This window comes from Actinosynnema sp. NPDC050436 (genome assembly GCF_040655415.1).
In the GTDB taxonomy this organism is placed as follows: domain Bacteria; phylum Actinomycetota; class Actinomycetes; order Mycobacteriales; family Pseudonocardiaceae; genus Actinosynnema.
The window spans coordinates 1-17917 of the sequence record NZ_JBFAJV010000004.1; the positions used below are offsets into that span (position 1 = coordinate 1).

Genomic DNA, 17917 nt, shown 5'->3' on the forward strand with positions numbered 1-17917 from the left:
CGGGTTGGCGTTGGCGTTGGCGTTCGTGCTCACTCCGGCCAGGCCGCCGGCGGCCCCCGGTTGCGAACGGTGCCGGACCGGATCCGGGTTCCCGGTCCGACCGGGAGGCCGCGCACCCGTCCGGACGCGGTGGCCGCGGACAGGGGTGTGCTCCTCGAAGGCCAACCGGGCCTGCCTCGGTGATCATCCCGGCCTCGTCGTCCGGGATGACCACCGTCGATCGCGCGCCTGGTCGCCGCCGACCCGGACACCGTGCGGGACGTGATCGACGACTTCACGCCCACGGCCTGGCAGCACCGGACCCTGGCCGGACGGGGAGCCGTCCCCGCCGCATCGGCCAAGACGACGAGGCGTTCACCGTGGCGACGGCCGAGATCCGCCCGGCTCGGGTCGGTCTGCCCTGCACCCGGTGGACCCTGCGCACACGCGCCGGTTGCCGGCGACCTACAGGGCAGCCAGACCGGACGGCGCAGACGACTTCGGAGCCACCTGCGCCGGCGCAACGCCACCAGCGCCGGGGCCGACCACGACCTCGAGCGGCCTGACCAACCCGGCGGACCGAAGTGGTCAGCGCATTAGACGGTCTCGAAGTTCGCCATCATGCCCATGTCCTCGTGCTCGGCGTTGTGGCAGTGGAACATGTACCGGCCCCGGTAGCCGTCGAAGCGGGCGATCACCTCCACCGCCTCGCCGGGGCGCAGGTCGACGGTGTCCTTGCGGCCCACGTCGTGCGGGCCGGGGGCGCGGCCTCCCCGGGAGAGCACCCGGAAGTCGACCAGGTGCAGGTGGATCGGGTGGTGCAGGTCGACCACGAACCGCCAGACCTCGACGTCGCCCAGCCGGGGGCGGGCGTCGATCCGGGACGGGGAGTACGGCTCGCCGTCGACGGTCCAGCCGTGCCGGCCGCCGACCCGGCCGGCCCGGAAGGAGAAGTCCCTGGTGACGGTCGCCTGCGCGCGGTCGAGCGGGTCCGGTTCGGACAGGCGGTCCGGGACGTGGCTGTCGTCGGCGGCGCGGCGGGCGACGCGGAAGCGCATCACCAGCGCCGTCGAGCCGGTGCCGAGGCGGTTGACCAGGGTGACCTCGGACCCGACCGGGTAGCGGCCGAAGTCGACCACCACGTCGTAGCGCTCGGCGGGCGCGATCGGCACGTGGTCGTGCACCACGGGCGCGTCCAGCAAGCCCTGGTCCGCGCCGATCTGGGTGAACCCGCCGCCACCGGGCGGCGGCGGGTCGAGCGCGAGGTCGTAGCGGCGGGCGTTGGAGCCGTTGAGCAGCCGCAGCCGGTGCCTGGTCGCGCTCACCTCGGCGACCGGCCACGGTGCGCCGTTGACCAGCACCACGTCGCCCAGCACGCCTTCGACGTAGGGCTCCTCGACGCCGGGCACCGACGTGAGCGTCCGGTCCAGGGACGGGTAGTGCAGCGAGCCGTCCTCGGCGAAGGCCCGGTCGGTGATCAGCAGCGGCAGCTCGCGCTCGCCGCGCGGCAGCGGCAGGGCGTCCTCCTCGTCGTCGCGGACGAGGTGGAAGCCCGCCAGGCCCCGGTAGACGGCCGGGCCGGTGAAGTCCATCCGGTGGTCGTGGTACCAGAGCGCGGCGGCCCGCTGGCGCAGCGGGTACGCGTAGTCGCGGGTGCCGCGCGAGATCACCGCCGCCGGGTCGTGCGCGGTGACGTCGTGCGCGTGCGCCGGGGACGCGCCGACCGGCAGCACCAGGTCGGTGGCGTAGCCGTCGGACTCCGGCGGGGTGCGCCCGCCGTGCAGGTGGACCACGGTCGGCACGGGAAGTTCGTTGCGGTGCGCGACGACCGCCGTCCGGCCGGAGCGGGACTCGATGGTCGGCCCCGGGAAGGTCCCCTGGTAGCCCCAGATCGGCGTGCGCACGCCGGGCAGGATCTCCACGACGGCCTGCCGCTGCACGATCTCGTACCGGTCGGCGTCGGCGTCGCGCGCGACGGGCGCGAGCACGGCGGGGATCGGCAGCGGCACCTGGAACGGGGCGGGCAGCGGGAGTCCGCTGACCAGCTGCTCGCCGGTCACGCCGGCTGCCCCGAGCAGCCGGGGCCCGGCGAGCCCGGCGGCGAGCAGCACGCCCGCCCCGCCGGCCAGGCCGAGGAACCGCCGCCGCGGCAGCGCGGTCGGCACCGGCCGGTTCACCGCCGGCCGCCCGTCCGCCAGACGGCCACCGTGGCGGTCGACGCCAGCACGGCCAACGCGACACCGAGCGGCACGTGCAGGTCCAGCGCCCCGGCCAGCCCGGCGAAGTACTGCCCGGTCTCGCCGACGAGCAGCAGCACGGTCACCCAGAACGGCCACCGCGCGCCGCCGCGCCGCCACAGCAGCGCGGTGGGCACCAGTTGCGCCACGGCCAGGTAGGACACGACGTCCGCGCCGAGGGCGTGCCACGCCAACAGGTCGTACTCGCCGGTCAGGTAGCCGCCCGCGAACACGGGCTGCGCGAACACCGCGACGGCGTGCACGGTGACGAACCCGCGCACCACCCCCTCGACCACGCGTCCCGGCACTCTCGGCTGCACCTCGGTCGTTCCCGCCATCTCACGCCTTCCCCCAGGTCATCGGTGATCGACAGTAGGAGCGGGCCACCTATGCTGTCCAAGACCGAAATCGCCATGAACTGATGACGCAGAGGCTATGGATGGACCTGCTCCAGCTCCGCTACTTCCAGGTCGTGGCCCGGCGGCAGCACCTCAGCCGGGCCGCCGCCGAGCTGCGCATCGCCCAGCCCTCGCTCAGCCGGGCGATCGCCCGGCTGGAGGCCGACCTGGGCGTGCCGCTGTTCGACCGCGCGGGCCGGGGGCTGCGCCTCAACCGGTTCGGCGCGGGGTTCCTGCGCCGGGTCGACCGGGTGCTCAAGGAGGTGGAGGACGCGCGGCGCGAACTGGCCGACGCGGCGGGCCTGGACCACGGGAGCGTCTCCGTCGCGGCGGAGACCCCGCTCACCCTCGTCGGCCTGCTCACCGGCTTCCGCGCCGAGCACCCGGGCGTCGACATCCGGCTGCACCAGTCCTCCGCGCCCGCCATGGCCGAGCAGCTGCGCACCGGGGAGGTGGACCTCTGCTTCGCGTCGCAGCCGTTGACCGGCCCGAACCTGCGCACGTCGGAGCTGCTGCGGGAGGAGGTGCTGCTGGGCGTGCCGCCCGGCCACCGGCTCGCCGGCCGGACCGGCGTGCGCCCGGAGGAGTTCGCGGACGAGCCGTTCGTCACCACGCGCCCCGGCTACTGGCCGCGCGAGATGGCCGACCGGCTGTTCGCGGCAGCCGGCCTGCGCCCGACCTACGTCTGCGAGACCGACGAGCCGGGGTCCACCGGCGAGCTGATCGCGGCGGGCCTGGGCATCGGCCTGGTGCCGGCGTTCTCCCGCCGCGCCACCGCGTACCCGCCGGACTGCTGGGTGGAGCTGGCCGCCCCCGGCTGCCACCGCAGCCTCACCCTGGTGTGGCGCGCGGACACGTACTCCTCGGAGGCGGCACGACGGCTCGCCGCGTTCGCCACCGACCACTTCCGCGACCTGTGACCCCTCGGCCGCGCCCTGCGTCGCAGGCGGGCGAGGCCGGGCACGCCACCCGGCGACCAGCGGCGGCCTCGTGACCCCGCCGCTGGTCGCCGCGCGGCACCGACGCCCCGGTCTGCCTGCGTCACCCGTTCGGTGACGGGTGGGCGCGTGGCCGGCGGGCGTGCCGGGGCGGTCCGCGTGACACTGTCCGGGAGCGCGGCGGGGGCGTCGCCGGAAGGGGTTGGTCGCGATGGCGGTCAGGCGGGCGGACCGGGGTCCGACCGGGGCGGCGCCCACTGCGGGAGGTGCGCGGTGACCGGGCCGGTGGAGGGTTCCGCGTCGGCACCGGGCGGTGCCGGGCGGCTGTGGGCGGGCGGGGTCGCCACGGCCGTCGTGGCCGGGCTGCTGGCGGTGGTCGGCGTGCTGGTCGCGCGCGGGCTGCTGGGCGTCGCCGTGCTCGCGCCCGAGGGCGAGGGCGTGTGGGGCAACGCGAACACCGCGACCTACGCCCTGGGTGCCGCGCTGGCGGCGCTGCTGGCCACCGGGCTGCTCCACTTGCTGCTCGTCAGCACGCCCCGGGCCCGCCAGTTCTTCACCTGGATCGTGCTGCTGCTGACCGCCATCGCCGTGATCCTGCCGCTGGGCATCGGCGGGCTGGGCGGCCCCGGGCTGGCCACCGCGCTGATCAACCTGGTGCTGGGCGTGTCGATCGCCCTCATGCTCAACGGCGTGGCCCGCGCCTTCCCGGACCGGGCCCGCGCCCACACCGGCCCGGCCCGCGCCTACCCCGGGCCCGCCTACCCCGATCCCGCCTACCCCGATCCCGCCTACCCGGAGTCCGCCTACCCGGACCAGGCCCCTCCCGACCGCGACCGGTGGCGGTGACGGCCCGGTCGGGCGGCACGCGACGGCACCGCACGTAAGCTGGGCGCACTTCCCGACGAGGAGCCGAGGAGCCGGACGGGTGCGAGCAGCAGGGCGGACGGGCCGGTTCGGGCTCGTGCTCGCGGCGCTGCTCATGCTGCTCGGCATCGCCTCGGGCACCGCGAGCGGGCAGGCGGGCGGGCACGCCGCGCCCCCGGCCGGCGGGTCGGCCTCCTCCGCGCCGTCGATGCACGACGACCGCCACGACTGGCTGCGCGTGTCGCTCGCGGTGCGGCACTCGCCGGCCGAGGCGCAGCCGGACACCTGGTGGGCCGTGTGCCCGTGGGCCCGGGGCGGACCGCCCGAACGCCGGTGGTCGCTGCCCGCCGGGCCGTGCAGCAGCGCGCGCACGGCCACCGCCCCCGTCCCCTGGTCGAGCCGGGCTCCCCCGGTCGCGTGATGTGGTGCCGGCGCGTCCCGGCAGCGTCCGACCCGGTCCCGCCCACCCCCTCGACGGGGTGGCGCGCGGCGGGTCGCGCTGCCGTCGGCGCGTCCCCCCATCGCGCCGCGCAGCACCGCCGACCCCACGGGTGCGGGCGGGCTCCGGCGCGTCCACGCCTGCCGAGGGACCGAGGAAATGTCTGTTGTCGTGCTCGTGCTGATGATCGCCGCGCTGCTCGCCGCGATCGGCCTCCAAGTGGTCATGCTGGTGAAGGACAAGCCGTTCTACGGCGTGCTCAGCCTCTGCCTCATGACCGGCCCGGGTGCTCTGCTGGGCCTGCTGTACGCGGCGCTGTCGTAGCGGTGCGGGCGGCGGTCAGAGCGGGCACGTGAGCGGCCCGCGACGGTGGCCGCCGCCCGTCAGCGTGACCGGTCCGGGTGACGCCGAGGTGCACACGATCTGCGTGACGGCCAGGTCCGGCAGCGCCGCCACGTCCGCCGGCACGGTGATGGTCGTGCCGTCGAGCGTGATCGGGACGTCGGTCCGGGGGACGCGGCTGGACAGGCCCTCGGCCTGCTCCTCCGCGTTCGGCCCGCCGGCCAGCAGGGCCAGCGCCTGCGCGCCGGTCGGCGGCCGGCCGGTGGCCCGCAGCACCGGCACCGCGGTGTCGTCCCGGACCAGGTAGAGGACGGCTCCGGTGGCCGGGGACCCGCCGATCGGTTCGGTGGGCTGCACCCCGCAGCCCACCACCGGCAGGGCCGCCACGAGCAGGGCCGCCACCCTCAGTAGCGCTCTCACCGGCCACCCCCGGACGGCAGCCGGAGCGTGAACACCGCTCCGCCGCCGGGGCGGTTGGCCGCGACCAGGCTGCCCCCGTGCAGGACGGCGTTCTCCCAGGCGATCGCCAGGCCCAGGCCGCTGCCCTCGGACCGGGCGCGGGAGCTGTCGGCCTTGTAGAACCGGTCGAACACGTGCGGCAGCACCTCCGGGTCCAGGCCCGGTCCCCGGTCGGCCACCTCCACGACGACTTGGCCGCGCTCGCCGCGCACGGTCAGCGTCACCGGCGGGCCGCCGTGCCGAAGCGCGTTGGCGACCAGGTTGGCGACGACGACGTCCAGCCGGCGCGGGTCGACCACGGCGGTGACCGGGTGCAGGTCGGTGACCACGTCCGACCACCCGCGCAGGCGCAGGGTCGCGGTCGCGGCGGCGGCCACGTCCACCTCGTCCGGCGCCAGGGCGGCGGCACCGGAGTCGAACCGGCTGATCTCCATCAGGTCGTCGACCAGGCGGGTCAGGTTCCGGGTCTCCTGGGCGACCAGCCTGGCCGCCGTCCCGGCGTCACCGGGCAGGTGCTCGGCCTCCTCGTCCAGGACGTCGGTGACGGCGGTCATCGCGGCCAGCGGCGTGCGCAGCTCGTGCGAGACGTCGGCGACGAACCGGCGCGCGTCGGCGACCTGGCGTTCGAGCGCTTCCGCCGTGGTGTTGAAGGTGGCGGCGACGCCCGCCAGCTCGTCGGAGCCGCGCACGGCGACGCGGGTGGTCAAGTCGCCCTCGCCCAGCCGCCGGGCGGCCTCGCGCAACTCGCGGACGGGCCGCAGCACGCTGCGCGCGGCCAGCAGCGCCAGCAGCACGGCCACCACCATCGAGCACCCGGCCGCCAGCCACGCGACCAGGGCCAGCTCGCGGATGTCGCGCTGCTCGTCGTCCATCGTGCGCGCCGAGTAGAACTCCACGTCCGACACCCGCATCCCCATCACCAGGCCGGCGCGGCCCCCGACCACGACCCGCTGCCACGACACCTCGCCGGACGCGACCCGCGCCCGCAGCTCCGGGGACACGGCGGACGGGTCCAGGCCGCCCTGCACCGCGCGGCCCCGGTGCAGGATCACGGCGGCGGAGAACCGGTCGGACAGCAGGTCCGCGTTCAGCTCGGTCATCCGGGCCACCTTCTCGGTGAACGCCTCGACCGCCGCCACCTGCGCCTTCTCCAGCAGCACGGTCCGCGCGCGGACGTAGGTCACGCCCGCCACGACGGCGGCCGTCACCCCGCACAGCACGACGAACGCGATCAGCAGCCGGGTGCGCAGGCTCTTCACAGCGGCCCGAACCGGTAGCCGAACCCGCGCACGGTCTGCACGAACCTCGGCGCGGCCGGGTCGTCCTCGACCTTCGCCCGCAGGCGCTGCACGCAGGCGTCCACCAGCCGGGAGTCGCCCAGGTAGCCGTGCTCCCACACCGATTCCAGCAACTGCTGCCGGCTGAACACCCGGCCGGGCGCCCGGGACAGCTCGAGCAGCAGGCGCAGCTCGGTCGGGGCGAGGCCGACCGGCACACCGCCCTTGCTCACGACCAGGCCGGCGCGGTCGACGGTCAGCTCGCCGTGCCGCTCGGCACCGCCCGGCCGGGCCGGCTCGCCACCGCGCCGCAGCACCGCCCGGATGCGCGCCTCCAGCACCCTCGGCTGGACCGGCTTGACCACGTAGTCGTCCGCGCCCGCCTCCAGGCCGGCCACGACGTCCATGTCGTCGCTGCGCGCGGTGAGCATGATGATCGGCAGCGTGCCGCCGGCGCGAATCCGCCGGCACACCTCGAAGCCGTCCACGCCGGGCAGCATGAGGTCCAGCACGACGACGTCGACCCCGGCCAGGCCGGCGAGCCCGTCCTCCCCCGACCCGACCGCCCGCACCTCGTGGCCCTGCCTGGTCAGCGCCAGCCGCAGGCCGTCGCGCACGGCCTGGTCGTCTTCGATCAACAGCACCCGGGACATGCGCCCCACGATCGCAGGGCCGCTCGGGTTTCGCCCATCCACCCCGCCGATGCTGCCGGGGCCACGTCCGCGTCCGGTGCGCGGAATGTCATGGTCCTGTCACAACCGGCAGGGCGGTTGTCCGGTCAGGTCAGTTCGACCGGGCCGGCGGGCCCGTCGATCACCGCGCGCAGGCCGGGCGCGGCGGCCTCGCCGACCGGCAGGTCACCTTCGACGCCGAGGGCCACGAGCCGCCGTCGCGCCTCCGCCGGATCGGGGTGCGCCCCCTCGAACGACACCAACCGCAAGCCGACCTCCGCGTCGGCGGCCGGGTGCGGCGAGCTGCCCCAGTCGATCAGGAACGGGGCGGGACCGCCGAACTCCAGCAGGTCCGGCGGCAGCGCCAACCGCCAGGCCAGGCGCACCCCGTCCGGGCGGGTGCGGGTCATCGCCGTCGCCCGGCCCGGGTCGACGCCGTGGGCGCGCGCCCGGTCGACTGCGGTGTCGAGGTCGTGCACCCGGGCCGCCCAGGCGACCAGGCGGGGCCCGGTCAGCGCGTCCAGCCCGAACGGCCGGGGCCGCTCCGGGTCCGGCTGGTCGGGGTCGGGCCCGATCACCTCCAGGTACGCCCCGCCACCCAGGCCGCCCAGGTAATTGCGGGTACCCATCCCGGCGTGCCGACCGCCGGGGACCAGCGCGACGCCGAACCGGTCGCGCAACTCGCCGATGGAACCCTCCAGGTCCGGTGTCGCGTACACGAGGTGGTCGATCACGTGGCCCCCATCCGTCTGCCGGCAACGTCGATCACCGTAGCGCGGGCCGTTCCCGCAGAAGCGCGGCCACGCCGGTGTCGCGCGGTGGGCGGAGGAGGGCATCTCCGGCCACGTCCGGGTGAGAGCGCGGAGGCGGCGTTTGGTGCCCGGCACCACGGCTAGCCGTCTGGGGATTTCCTTCCTCCACAACGGATTGCGAGGCCGTGGCATGACAACAGCAGTGAGCGCACCGAGCCGGATCGAGGTCGGCGACGTGTTCAGCCAGGACGTGGTGACCGCCACCGGCATAAAGGTGGACCGGACCAGCGCGCGCCCGATCGCCGCGTTCGAGAACCGCTTCCTGGAAGGGGGGAGGGCGTACGCCGAGGGCCGGGCGCACGAGGCACTGGTGATCACGGACCTCGGCGGGGACCGCGCGCTGATGCACGTGCGCCGTGATCCCGAGTCACCGTCGAACTGGTCCAAGACCCGGCTCTTCAAAGACCACAAGCCCTCCGAGGTGGTGGTGATCTCTTCAGGCGACAACAACGGGTGTTACGGGATCTGGGTGTTGTTCGTGGCGAGCGACAAGCTCTACGGCGCGCGGTTGGCCGACAACGGGCTGTCCTGGGGAGATCCTGCGGAGTACGGGTCCGCCATGTCGAACCTGCGAACCTCCACCTTGGCCGGGCAGGACATGGACGGGGAGGTTGAGGCCGCAGCGGAGGCGATCTTCCACGACACGGCGACCAAGCGCCTGACGAGTGTGAAGGTGCAGTCCGACGGCACCCTCACCTCGTACGTGCTCGACGTCCCCGACGGCAACGGCCAGGCCCACATGACCGCCGGGCTCGCCGCGAGCGTGGTCGACGGCGAACTGAAGATCTACGGGGCACGCGACTGGGGCGACTCCGGCCTCGCAGTCGCCGGGCGCGAGGAGGAAGAAGAGGAGGCCAAACCCGACAAGGTGCTGGGGGCCGTGACCCTGATCCCCGACACGCACACCTTCCTCGTGCACTACACGGACGGAAGGCTGCGTGCGTCCGCCTACCGGCCGAATGGCGCGCACGTCCAGTCGGAGTGGGTCGTGTTTCCCGGGTCGAGGCATGTGCGCGACGTTCGAGTGCACATGGGCGGCACGGCGAAAGATCCCCTGTGGGACCTCTACATCACCGGCGAGAGCAACGTGTTGTGGGTGGTCCGCCAGCACCGCACCTCGTTCAACGCCAGCGGGTTGCCCAACTGGCTGCCGGCGGTCCCGGTCGACGCCGACATCGCCACCCACGGCGTCGCCGCCGCGATGGGCGGTGACACCACGGCGGTCTTCCACACCCACACCTCCGGCAACGGCGAACTGTCGATGGAGGTGCAGGACGCCCACTCGGAGCAGTGGCGGGAAGTGCACGTGGCCGTGCACCACACGGACGTCTACGAAGTCACCCGGCACCGCGTGCAGGCCACCGTGCTGGACGGGGACGGCGCTCCGCTGTCCAACACCAAAGTCACCCTGGAGGTCGCGGACCACACCCACTCCGCGTGCGAGATCACGGTCCAGGGCAGGACGACGGCGATCGGCCGGACCCCGACCGAGGTGTGCACCGACGACATGGGCCGGGTCACCTTCACGCTGCCCGCCAACGGCCTGGCCGTCCCGGACCTCAAGATGGTCGCCGGCACCGAACCCCGGGTCGTCCACACCATCCAGCCCGCGCGGGCGGTGTTCAGCTACCTGTCCGGCCAGGGCGTGCTCAACCCCACCAACCCCGACGGCGGACTGCCGAAGTTCGACGCCGACGGCAGCACTTTGCGCAAGCTCAAGCCCGAGCTGAAACCCGACGACGCCGCAGTGGCGACCAAGGCGATCCACGAGGCCGCCGCCCACGGCCTCAAGAAGACCAAGCCCGGGGTGCTCGGTGTGCACATCAAGATGCCGCTCACCCAGGAAGGGCGCTCGCCGGAGCGGTGGAGCTTCCGCGAGTTGCGCGACGCGGACAGCTTCGACCGGGCGCTCGCCGACGCGACCGCTCCGGGAAGTTGGATCGGCGACCTGTGGAACGGTGCCAAGCGCGTGGCCGGAGACGTCGCGCGAGCCGTCAAGAAGGGCGTGGCCGCGGTAACCGACACCGTCATCGACTTCACCAACAAGACGATCACCCTCGCCTTGCAGATCGGCAGCGAACTCGTCAACGGGATCACGTTGGCCTTCAAGACCCTGGAGCACGTCGCCCAGTACGTGACCGGGGTGTTCAAGCGCATCGGCGCCGCGTTGAAGGAGGCCCTCGACTGGCTCAAGGCGCTGTTCTCCTTCGGTGACATCTGGAACACCAAGACCGCCCTGCAGAAGGCCATCGTCGCGTTCCCGGGCACTGTTCAGGACGGCCTCGACCGGGCCCGGACGGCAGCCGACACCTGGCTCGGCGAACAGGACGCGGAACTGGCGAAGGGGTTCAAGAAGCTCCGCGACGAGCTGAAGGGCAAGTCGGTCAAGAACCTCCGGGCACAGGCCGTGCAGCACCTGGCCGCCACTGCCACCGCCGACGACACGCACCAGAACTGGTTGACGGACAAGGTGGCCGCTGCCCGGCCGACCATGCCCGACCCGACCGTCCCGGACGGCGTCGAAGGTCCGTGGAAGGCCATGATCAAGGACCTGGAGAAGGCGATGGGTGACTTCAGGACCTCGGCGAAGAGCTTGAAGGACGCTCTCGGCGACCTCGTCGAGGACCCCACGAAGCTCCGGGCCCACGCGGTCGACGAGCTGCTCACCGCCGTGGAGTCGTTCGTCAAGGGGCTGCTCGCCACCGCACGCGGCCTGCTCAACGGCCTGTTCGGCGTCCTCAAGGCCATGCTCACGGGCGTCGACACCGCCTTCAACAAGGAACTCGACCTCGGCCCGCTGAAAGCGGTGTGGAACTGGATCGCCAAGGCCGGCGGGCAGCAGACCGAGGACAAGTTCACCGTCGCCGGTTTCCTCTGCCTGCTCGCGGCGTTCCCGATCACCATCGCCTACAAGCTGTTGAACAACAACGAACAGCCCTTCCCCAACGGAGAGCTGCCCTTCACCACGAGCAAGAGCGGACCGGCTTCCCCGGGCCTCGACGCCGACAAGATCGTGCTGATCATCGCCGGACTGATCACGATCCACTGGGGGCTCATCGGGTTCTTCCCCATCGCCATGGGTGCGGACGCGCCGTTCGGCTGCGTCCTGGTCAACGCGGCACTGGGCATCCTGATCTTCATCATGGTGCACTTCGGCCACCGCTGGGACAAGATCCCGGCGGACCACGTCACCAAGATGATCGTCTTCGCGGGTCCGCTGATCGCGACGATCAACCTCGTCATCGTCGTCGCCGCGGCGAAGTACCCGGGGGTGGCCGAGGTCAAGTCGTTCCTCGTACCGCTGCTGTCGACCATCGGCGGTGCCATCGCCCTCGGCCTGGTGGCGGGCTACGCCATCGCCGGGAAGCTCACCGGGGCGCTGCCCATCGCGACGGGGGTGCTGAACTGCTTCCCCGGCCTGTTCTCCTTCCTCAAGCTCCCCGAGATCAAGAGCATCCCCTACGTCCCCGCCGTCTCCATCGCGGTCGACACCCTCTGCCGGTTCATCCCCGGCGCATTCGTCGTCGTCGACGCCCGCAAGTAGCCGCACCGTCCGGAGTGGACGGAAGGAGGCCAGTGACAGGACGACGGTCGTGAGTGCCTTTCTCCGCGCTCCCCGGCGCACCAGCATTCGTGGTGCGGAAACGGTTGTTCGACCTGTAGGGAGCGAAGAGGCATGGGCAAGTACGACCACCTGTTTGTCAAGAACATGCTGGAGTGCGCCGACGACCTGGTCAACGAGGGTGCCGCCGCCGGTGGCGAGCGACCGGCCAACATCGGCAACCCGTTCGGGCTGATGCGCGGGATCGACGTCGACCTCAGCACGGTCCACATGGCCTACAGCTGGATCAACCCGACGTCCGAGCAGGTCCACTGGGTCAACGACCACGAGCACGACTACGACGAGGTGCTGATGTGGATGGGGAACAACCCCGACGACATCCACGACCTCGGCGCGGAGCTGTACCTCGACATCGAGGACGAGCGGTACACCGTCACCACGACCGGCGCGGTGTTCATCCCGGCCGGTGTGCGGCACTGCCCGCTCGGGTTCAACCGGGTGGAGCGCTCCTTCTCGTTCATCGCGCTGTCGCTGAACCCGGCCTACGCGTCGGACGAGAACGTGCCGCGCCACTCCTGAGCCGGCACCGCACCGGATCGGGTGCCGGGAGCGGTCGCCGCGAGTGCGGGCCGGGTGGGCGACCACCCGGCCCGCACTCGTGTCAGGGGACGACCGGACCCTGCCCGGCACCCGTGGCGCGCACCGCCGCCGCGATCTCGGCCAAGTCCTCCGGGTCCAGGTACAGCGTCGTGGCGGGCAGCCACCCGTCGACCTGGTCGGGCGTGCGCGCGCCCGCGATCGCCGTCGAGACGCCCGGCACGGACGTCGTCCACGCGATCGCCACCGCGCCCACCGACACCCCGTGGCGCTCGGCCACCGGGCGCAGCGCGTCCTGGAGGGCCAGGTTGCGCTCCAGCGCGGGCGACCGGTACTCGGGGTTGCGCGAGCGCCAGTCGTCGGTGGGCAGGCGCGCGGCGCGCTCGGCGGTGAACGTGCCGGTCAGCAGGCCCGCGCCCATCGGGCTGTAGACCAGCACGCCCGTGCCGTTGCGCTCGCACCACGGGATCACGTCGCCCGCCGCCTCCCGCTTGATCAGCGACAGCGGCGGCTGGAGGGTCTCCACGTGGCCGACCGCCTCGCACCGCTCCAGCAGGTCGACGTCGAAGTTCGACACCCCGACGTGCCGGACCTTGCCCGCCGCGAGCAGTTCCAGCACGGTCCCCCAGGACTCCTCGATCGGCGGGCCGGCCGGGTCCGGGGCGTGGATCTGGTAGAGGTCCAGGTGCTCGACGCCCAGCCGGCGCAGCGACGCGTCGCACTCGCGGCGGATCGACTCCGGCGTGAGGTCCTGGCTCTCGACGCCGGCGTCGTCCCACACCAGCCCGCACTTGGTGAACACCAGCGGGCGGTCGGCGGCCGGCAGGGCAGCCAGCGCCCGGCCCACCACCTCCTCCGCGTGCCCGAAGCCGTAGACGGGCGCGGTGTCGATCCAGTCGACGCCGCCGTCCAGGGCGCGGTGCATCGCCGCGATGGACTCGTCGTCGGACTGCGCGCCCCAGCCCATCACGCCGGGGCCGCCGGTCACCCAGCTGCCGAAGCCGACGGCGCTGATCGCCAACCCGGTGCCGCCCAGTTCTCGTGCCATCAGGACTCCGTTCCGTAGGGCCGGGTCGCCTCCGCCGGTACCACCGGCAGCACGATCCGGGACAGGGCCGGACCGCCGTGGTGCACGGTCTGCATGGCGCTGATCATCGCGGACGAGGTGCCGGGCTGCTCACCGGTGTTCGGGTTGCGGTCGAAGTGCGGGAAGTTGCTGCTGGAGACCTCGACCCGGATGCGGTGGCCCGGCCGGAAGACGGTGCTGGTCGCGCCGAGGTCGATCCGGTACTCCACGACCTCGCCCGGCGTCACCGGCTGCGGCGCACCGCCCCGGTAGCGGGCGCGGACGATCCCGTCGCAGATGTTCTGCGCGTAGCCGCACGGGCCGACGTCGACCAGCTTCGCGGTCCAGTCGGTGTCCACCGCCGTGGTGGCCGCGTGCAGCACCACGGTCACCGGACCGGTGACGTCCAGCGGCTGGGTCAGCGGCTCGCTGGTGTAGACGAGGACGTCCTCGCGCGCCTCGACGGGCCGCTGGTCGTACACGCCGCCCTGGGTGTGCACGGGGCTGCAGCACAGCGCGCCGCCCAACGTGGGCACGGGGTTGCGCGGGTTGTAGACGTAGCTGTCCGGCGGCTGGTCGCCGGGCGCCTCGCGGGACAGCCGCCCGTCGCCGTCGAGCGTGTTGGCCCGGCCGCCGCTGTGCAGGTACCAGTCCTGGTGCTCGGTGCCCGGCAGCGGCCACGAGTCGGCGACCCGCCACCGGTTCGCGCCCATGGTGTAGAGCAGCACCGGGGGGTCCTCGACGTCCGCGTCGCGCAGCCACCGGTCGAACCAGCGCAGTTGCAGGCCCTCCACGTCGAGCGCGCCCGCCGTGGAGCGCCCGCCGAAGCTCATCGAGCCCACCGGGTTGCTGCGGAACAGGCCCTCGTGCGGCCACGGCCCGACCAGCAGCCGCTGCCGGTCCGGGACCGGGCTCCGCGCCGCCATCCCGGCGTAGTTGGCCAGGGTGCCGCCCAGGAACGTGTCGTACCAGCCGCCCATGTTGAACGCGGCCACGGTCATGTCGGAGTACGCGCGGGAGACGTCCAGCCGCTCCCAGTACTCGTCGTACTCGGGGTGGCGCAGCCACTCCTGGTAGTACGGGGCCACCTTGTCCAGGTACGGGTGGTCGGCCAGCGGCAGCACCCGCGCGGTGTCCGGGAAGCCGTCCGAGGCGTCGATCAGCGCCTCCCGCACCGACGCCGGCACGGACGGGTCGCGCCCGGCGTTGTGCGCGGCCAGCGACAGCGTCCAGCCCAGGCTGAACCCGAGCTGGAACGCGCCGCCCCGGTACACCCAGCCGTGGTGGTAGCTCGACGCGGTGACGTTGGGCGCGATCGCCTTGAGCGCCGGGTGCCCCGACATCGCGGCCTGCCACTGGGTCACGCCGTCGTAGGACCCGCCGAACATGCCGGCGGTGCCGTCGCACCACGGCTGGGACGCGGCCCAGTCGACGGTGTCGTAGCCGTCCTCGCGCTCGTGCACGAACGGCGTGAACTCGCCTTCCGACGCGCCCCGGCCCCGGGTGTCCTGCATGACGACGGCGTACCCCTCGGACGCCGCGCGCAACGCGAACGTGCCGTACATGCCCAGGCCGGTCCGGTCGTAGGGGGTGCGGAAGATCAACGCGGGGCAGCGCTGCCCCACCGGTCGGTACACGTCGGCGCGCAGGACGGTGCCGTCGCGCAGGGGGACCGCGACGGCGCGGTCTACTGTGAGTGACTCAATCATTGTCCGCCAGCCAGTGGTCGAGGACGTTGCGGGTGAGGGTGGACAGCCCGTTGTCGTAGCCGTTCGCGGACAGCCCACTGCTGAAGGAGATCGAGCCGGTGGCGAACACCGAGCCGCCTCCGCGCGTCGTGAAGTGCACGATGTCCGAGCGGACGTCGGGGTTCTCCGTCGCGCCCATTCCGGGGTGCGTGCCGCTGAGCTCCTCGACGGCGAACTGGTAGCCGTCGCCGAGCCCCTCGGACGTGGCCAGCACGACGGCGTCGGGCGGGCTGCCCAGCGCCGGGTCGTACCGGTCGATCTCGTTGCCGGCCGCTCCCCCGTTGTCCAGCGACACGTCGCCGAACACCTGGGGCACGTCGTCCAGCAGGGGCTTCGCCCCGTCGCGGTGGGCGTCCGGGCCGACCCGGTACCAGCCGGACGGGCCACCGCCCTGGGCGCTGAAGCCGACGCCGAAGACCTTCTGCGGCGCGCGGTTGCGGCCGGCCCACAGGCCGCCGCGCTCGCCGGTGGTGGCGTGGTGGTACTCGCCGGGTTTGGCCTGCCAGCTCCGGGTGCCGTTCTCGCCCCTGCGCAGCTCCATCACGTGCGGCAGCTCCGGGTGGAAGGAGACCACCCAGTAGTAGCCGTTGCCGCCGAGGTAGGCGAGGTTGCCGCCGCCGTCGACGTACTGCTCGATCGCGTCGATCATCGGCTCGGAGGCGTACTCGGGGTGCGAGCCGGTCAGCACGCCCCGGTAGCGGCGCAGCAGGTCGACGCCCTCGGCGTGCAGGTCGTGGTCGGTGATGACGTCGAACGAGTAGCCCAGCGCGGTCAGCCAGTCGAGGATGTAGAGGTCCGAGGCCAGCATGAACGGTGACAGGTGGATGCGGAAGCCGGGCGCGAGGGTGAGGATCGGCCGCCGCCACGAGGTGTAGCAGACGCCGCTGCCGTCGGTGTGCCGCGCGTAGGCGGAGTGGCCGAGGTCGTAGCGGTGCTCCAGGAACACCGTGCCGGGCGGCACGACGGGCACGTAGCCGAGCCCGCGCTCGTTGGAGTAGGCCAGGTAGGTGGCGGTGGGCAGCATCAGGGCGAGCCGCCCGGTGGCCACGCCGGCGGGCGGGCGCACCACGAACGGGATGGACTGCTCGCACGTGCCGTCGACCGCCCTGACCCGCAGCGCGTAGACGCCGCTGTGCAGGTCGGCGGGCACGGTGAACTCGTGGCTGGGCGTCCAGTCGGCGTCGGCCAGCGCGTCGTCGTGGAAGTGGATCGCGGCGTACCCGGCCGGGTCGACCGCGTAGTGCTCGACCCGGCCGGTGAAGTGCCGCCCGGTCACGCCGCGCACCGGCAGGTTGACCAGCCGCCCGTCCAGGCCGGGCCGCCCGACGCACGGCACGACCAGGCTCGCGGCGGTCCGCCCCGGCGCGAAGTCCCAGCGCAGCGGGGCGTCGTGGTCCTCGGACACGGCGGCCAGCAGCCCGGCCCGGGTCAGCGGGTGCGGCCAGAAGCCGGGGCGCTCGACCTTGCCGTTGTAGTGCCCGGTGTCCGGGGTGCGGGTGCCGAACAGCAGGTCGCCGTGGTCGGCCGGGGTGAACGCCCCGGTGGCGCGCTGCTCGACCACCTGCGGCCGGTCGTCCACCACGATCGGGCTGACCCGGCTGTTGGTGCTGGTCACCAGCGGCCGGGTGGCCAGCACGGCCCGGCCGGTCGCCGGGTCGTAGCTCGCGGCCAGGCCGTGCCACTGGTGCAGGGCGAGCGGGGTCTCGGCGCGGACGGCGGTCTCCTGGGTGCCGTCGCCCAGCCACAGCGTCGGGCGGCCCACCTCGTCCAGGCCGAGGGCGAAGCCGCGCGCGCCGTCGTTCCAGCGCGCCACGACGGCCTGCGGCCCGCCTGTCACGTGCGTCGGGTGGACGTAGGCGGCGACGGCGAACCCGCCCTCGCCGGTGGTCGCCCCGTGCGGGTCGCGGACCGCGATGTGCGAGCCGGTCCGGGTGCGCTGGGTGTGGCCCCGGTGGCGGCCGAGCCAGGCGTCGGGCACCTGCTCCACCCGCACGCCGGGCCCGGCCGGGTCGTCCACGGTGTGCCGCAGCCGGATCAGCTCCGTGGTGTACTCGGCGACGTCCTCGGCGCTGACCATGAACGTGACGGCCTCGCCGGGCGCGGCGCTGACCCGGTCCGCGTAGCCGAGCAGGACCGGCTCGTCCTGCCGCAGCTCGGGGCCGTCGACCGCGTCGGTCGGGGGGTCGCCCCAGCCGAAGACCTCGTGCAGCTCGCGCCGCAGGCACGCCTCGCGCGCCTGGTCCGGCCCGGTGAACACGCGCCGGTCGGCGAGCCGGTAGGTCTCGCCCCGGCGGGCGGGCGGCCGGACCAGCCGCCACTGCCCGCCGGTCGTCTCGTGCACGCACACCCGCTCGGCCGGCGGGCGGCCGTCGAGGAACCGCGCCAGGCGGCTGAGCGGCTCCTGGTGGACGGCCTGGGGATCGCGGATCCAGGCGGTCACCAGCTCTTCGGTGAGCAGCGGGCGGAGCTGCTCGGCAAGGCGCTCGGCGAACCGCGCCCGGATGGCCACAACTGAGGAGTCCATGCTG

General features: G+C 73.5%; 15 protein-coding genes. 6 read left to right on the forward strand and 9 right to left on the reverse strand.

Features of this window, described 5'->3' with window-relative positions:
- Nucleotides 1-575 precede the first annotated feature (575 nt).
- Nucleotides 576-2144, reverse strand: coding sequence for a multicopper oxidase family protein (locus AB0I60_RS12575; protein WP_360728590.1), 1569 nt, complete (start codon nt 2142-2144; stop codon nt 576-578).
- 8 nt (nt 2145-2152) lie between these two features.
- Complete coding sequence (locus AB0I60_RS12580) at nt 2153-2524, reverse strand: hypothetical protein (protein ID WP_360728591.1); 372 nt, start codon at nt 2522-2524, stop codon at nt 2153-2155.
- 113 nt (nt 2525-2637) lie between these two features.
- Here AB0I60_RS12580 and AB0I60_RS12585 point away from each other — a divergent pair, with 113 nt between their 5' ends.
- From AB0I60_RS12585 to AB0I60_RS12600, 4 genes are all read left to right on the forward strand, one after another.
- On the forward strand, nt 2638-3534 hold the full coding sequence (locus tag AB0I60_RS12585; protein ID WP_360728592.1) for a LysR family transcriptional regulator: 897 nt from the start codon (nt 2638-2640) through the stop codon (nt 3532-3534).
- Nucleotides 3535-3825: 291 nt separating this feature from the next.
- The gene (locus AB0I60_RS12590; RefSeq protein WP_360728593.1) at nt 3826-4398 is read left to right on the forward strand and encodes a DUF6069 family protein; all 573 of its coding nucleotides are present in this window, start codon (nt 3826-3828) and stop codon (nt 4396-4398) included.
- A 79-nt stretch (nt 4399-4477) separates the two neighbouring features.
- On the forward strand, nt 4478-4837 hold the full coding sequence (locus AB0I60_RS12595; RefSeq protein WP_360728595.1) for a hypothetical protein: 360 nt from the start codon (nt 4478-4480) through the stop codon (nt 4835-4837).
- Between the two features lie 177 nt (nt 4838-5014).
- Entirely contained in the window at nt 5015-5179 is a 165-nt protein-coding gene (locus AB0I60_RS12600; protein ID WP_360728597.1) for a hypothetical protein, read from the forward strand.
- A 15-nt stretch (nt 5180-5194) separates the two neighbouring features.
- On the opposite strand, the gene AB0I60_RS12605 is transcribed toward AB0I60_RS12600, so the two are convergent.
- The 4 genes from AB0I60_RS12605 to AB0I60_RS12620 all read right to left on the reverse strand — a co-directional run bounded on the left by AB0I60_RS12605 (nt 5195) and on the right by AB0I60_RS12620 (nt 8338).
- Nucleotides 5195-5617: a hypothetical protein gene (locus tag AB0I60_RS12605; RefSeq protein WP_360728598.1), complete on the reverse strand. Its 423-nt coding sequence runs from the start codon at nt 5615-5617 to the stop codon at nt 5195-5197.
- Nucleotides 5614-6915, reverse strand: a complete 1302-nt coding sequence (locus AB0I60_RS12610; protein WP_360728601.1) for an ATP-binding protein — start codon at nt 6913-6915, stop codon at nt 5614-5616. Before AB0I60_RS12610 ends, AB0I60_RS12605 begins: the two co-directional genes overlap by 4 nt.
- Complete coding sequence (locus tag AB0I60_RS12615) at nt 6912-7586, reverse strand: response regulator transcription factor (RefSeq protein ID WP_360728603.1); 675 nt, start codon at nt 7584-7586, stop codon at nt 6912-6914. Before AB0I60_RS12615 ends, AB0I60_RS12610 begins: the two co-directional genes overlap by 4 nt.
- Nucleotides 7587-7711: 125 nt before the next feature.
- The gene (locus tag AB0I60_RS12620) at nt 7712-8338 is read right to left on the reverse strand and encodes a VOC family protein (protein WP_360728605.1); all 627 of its coding nucleotides are present in this window, start codon (nt 8336-8338) and stop codon (nt 7712-7714) included.
- A gap of 220 nt (nt 8339-8558) precedes the next feature.
- Here AB0I60_RS12620 and AB0I60_RS12625 point away from each other — a divergent pair, with 220 nt between their 5' ends.
- Both AB0I60_RS12625 and AB0I60_RS12630 read left to right on the forward strand, forming a co-directional pair.
- Nucleotides 8559-11960, forward strand: coding sequence for a hypothetical protein (locus tag AB0I60_RS12625; protein ID WP_360728607.1), 3402 nt, complete (start codon nt 8559-8561; stop codon nt 11958-11960).
- A 132-nt stretch (nt 11961-12092) separates the two neighbouring features.
- A complete protein-coding gene (locus AB0I60_RS12630) occupies nt 12093-12557 on the forward strand; it encodes a hypothetical protein (protein WP_360728610.1) in 465 nt (154 codons plus the stop codon).
- An 82-nt stretch (nt 12558-12639) separates the two neighbouring features.
- Here AB0I60_RS12630 and AB0I60_RS12635 read toward each other — a convergent pair whose 3' ends face one another.
- From AB0I60_RS12635 to AB0I60_RS12645, 3 genes are read right to left on the reverse strand one after another with little or no spacing between them, the layout of a single operon-like run.
- Nucleotides 12640-13623, reverse strand: a complete 984-nt coding sequence (locus AB0I60_RS12635; protein ID WP_360728612.1) for an aldo/keto reductase — start codon at nt 13621-13623, stop codon at nt 12640-12642.
- On the reverse strand, nt 13623-15350 hold the full coding sequence (locus AB0I60_RS12640; RefSeq protein WP_360728614.1) for a CocE/NonD family hydrolase: 1728 nt from the start codon (nt 15348-15350) through the stop codon (nt 13623-13625). The genes AB0I60_RS12635 and AB0I60_RS12640 overlap by 1 nt, the downstream gene beginning before the upstream one ends.
- Nucleotides 15343-17913 carry a N,N-dimethylformamidase beta subunit family domain-containing protein gene (locus AB0I60_RS12645; RefSeq protein WP_360728617.1) on the reverse strand — a complete coding sequence of 857 codons (2571 nt, stop codon included), beginning with the start codon at nt 17911-17913 and terminating at the stop codon, nt 15343-15345. The genes AB0I60_RS12640 and AB0I60_RS12645 overlap by 8 nt, the downstream gene beginning before the upstream one ends.
- Nucleotides 17914-17917: the final 4 nt, after the last annotated feature.

Bases quoted from the DNA above. Each gene is read 5' to 3' on its own strand.
- AB0I60_RS12640 (WP_360728614.1), bottom strand. From the start codon at position 15,350: ATGATTGAGTCACTCACAGTAGACCGCGCCGTCGCGGTCCCCCTGCGC.
- AB0I60_RS12615 (WP_360728603.1), bottom strand. From the start codon at position 7,586: ATGTCCCGGGTGCTGTTGATCGAAGACGACCAGGCCGTGCGCGACGGC.
- AB0I60_RS12635 (WP_360728612.1), bottom strand. From the start codon at position 13,623: ATGGCACGAGAACTGGGCGGCACCGGGTTGGCGATCAGCGCCGTCGGC.
- AB0I60_RS12585 (WP_360728592.1), top strand. From the start codon at position 2,638: ATGACGCAGAGGCTATGGATGGACCTGCTCCAGCTCCGCTACTTCCAG.
- AB0I60_RS12630 (WP_360728610.1), top strand. From the start codon at position 12,093: ATGGGCAAGTACGACCACCTGTTTGTCAAGAACATGCTGGAGTGCGCC.
- AB0I60_RS12600 (WP_360728597.1), top strand. From the start codon at position 5,015: ATGTCTGTTGTCGTGCTCGTGCTGATGATCGCCGCGCTGCTCGCCGCG.
- AB0I60_RS12645 (WP_360728617.1), bottom strand. From the start codon at position 17,913: ATGGACTCCTCAGTTGTGGCCATCCGGGCGCGGTTCGCCGAGCGCCTT.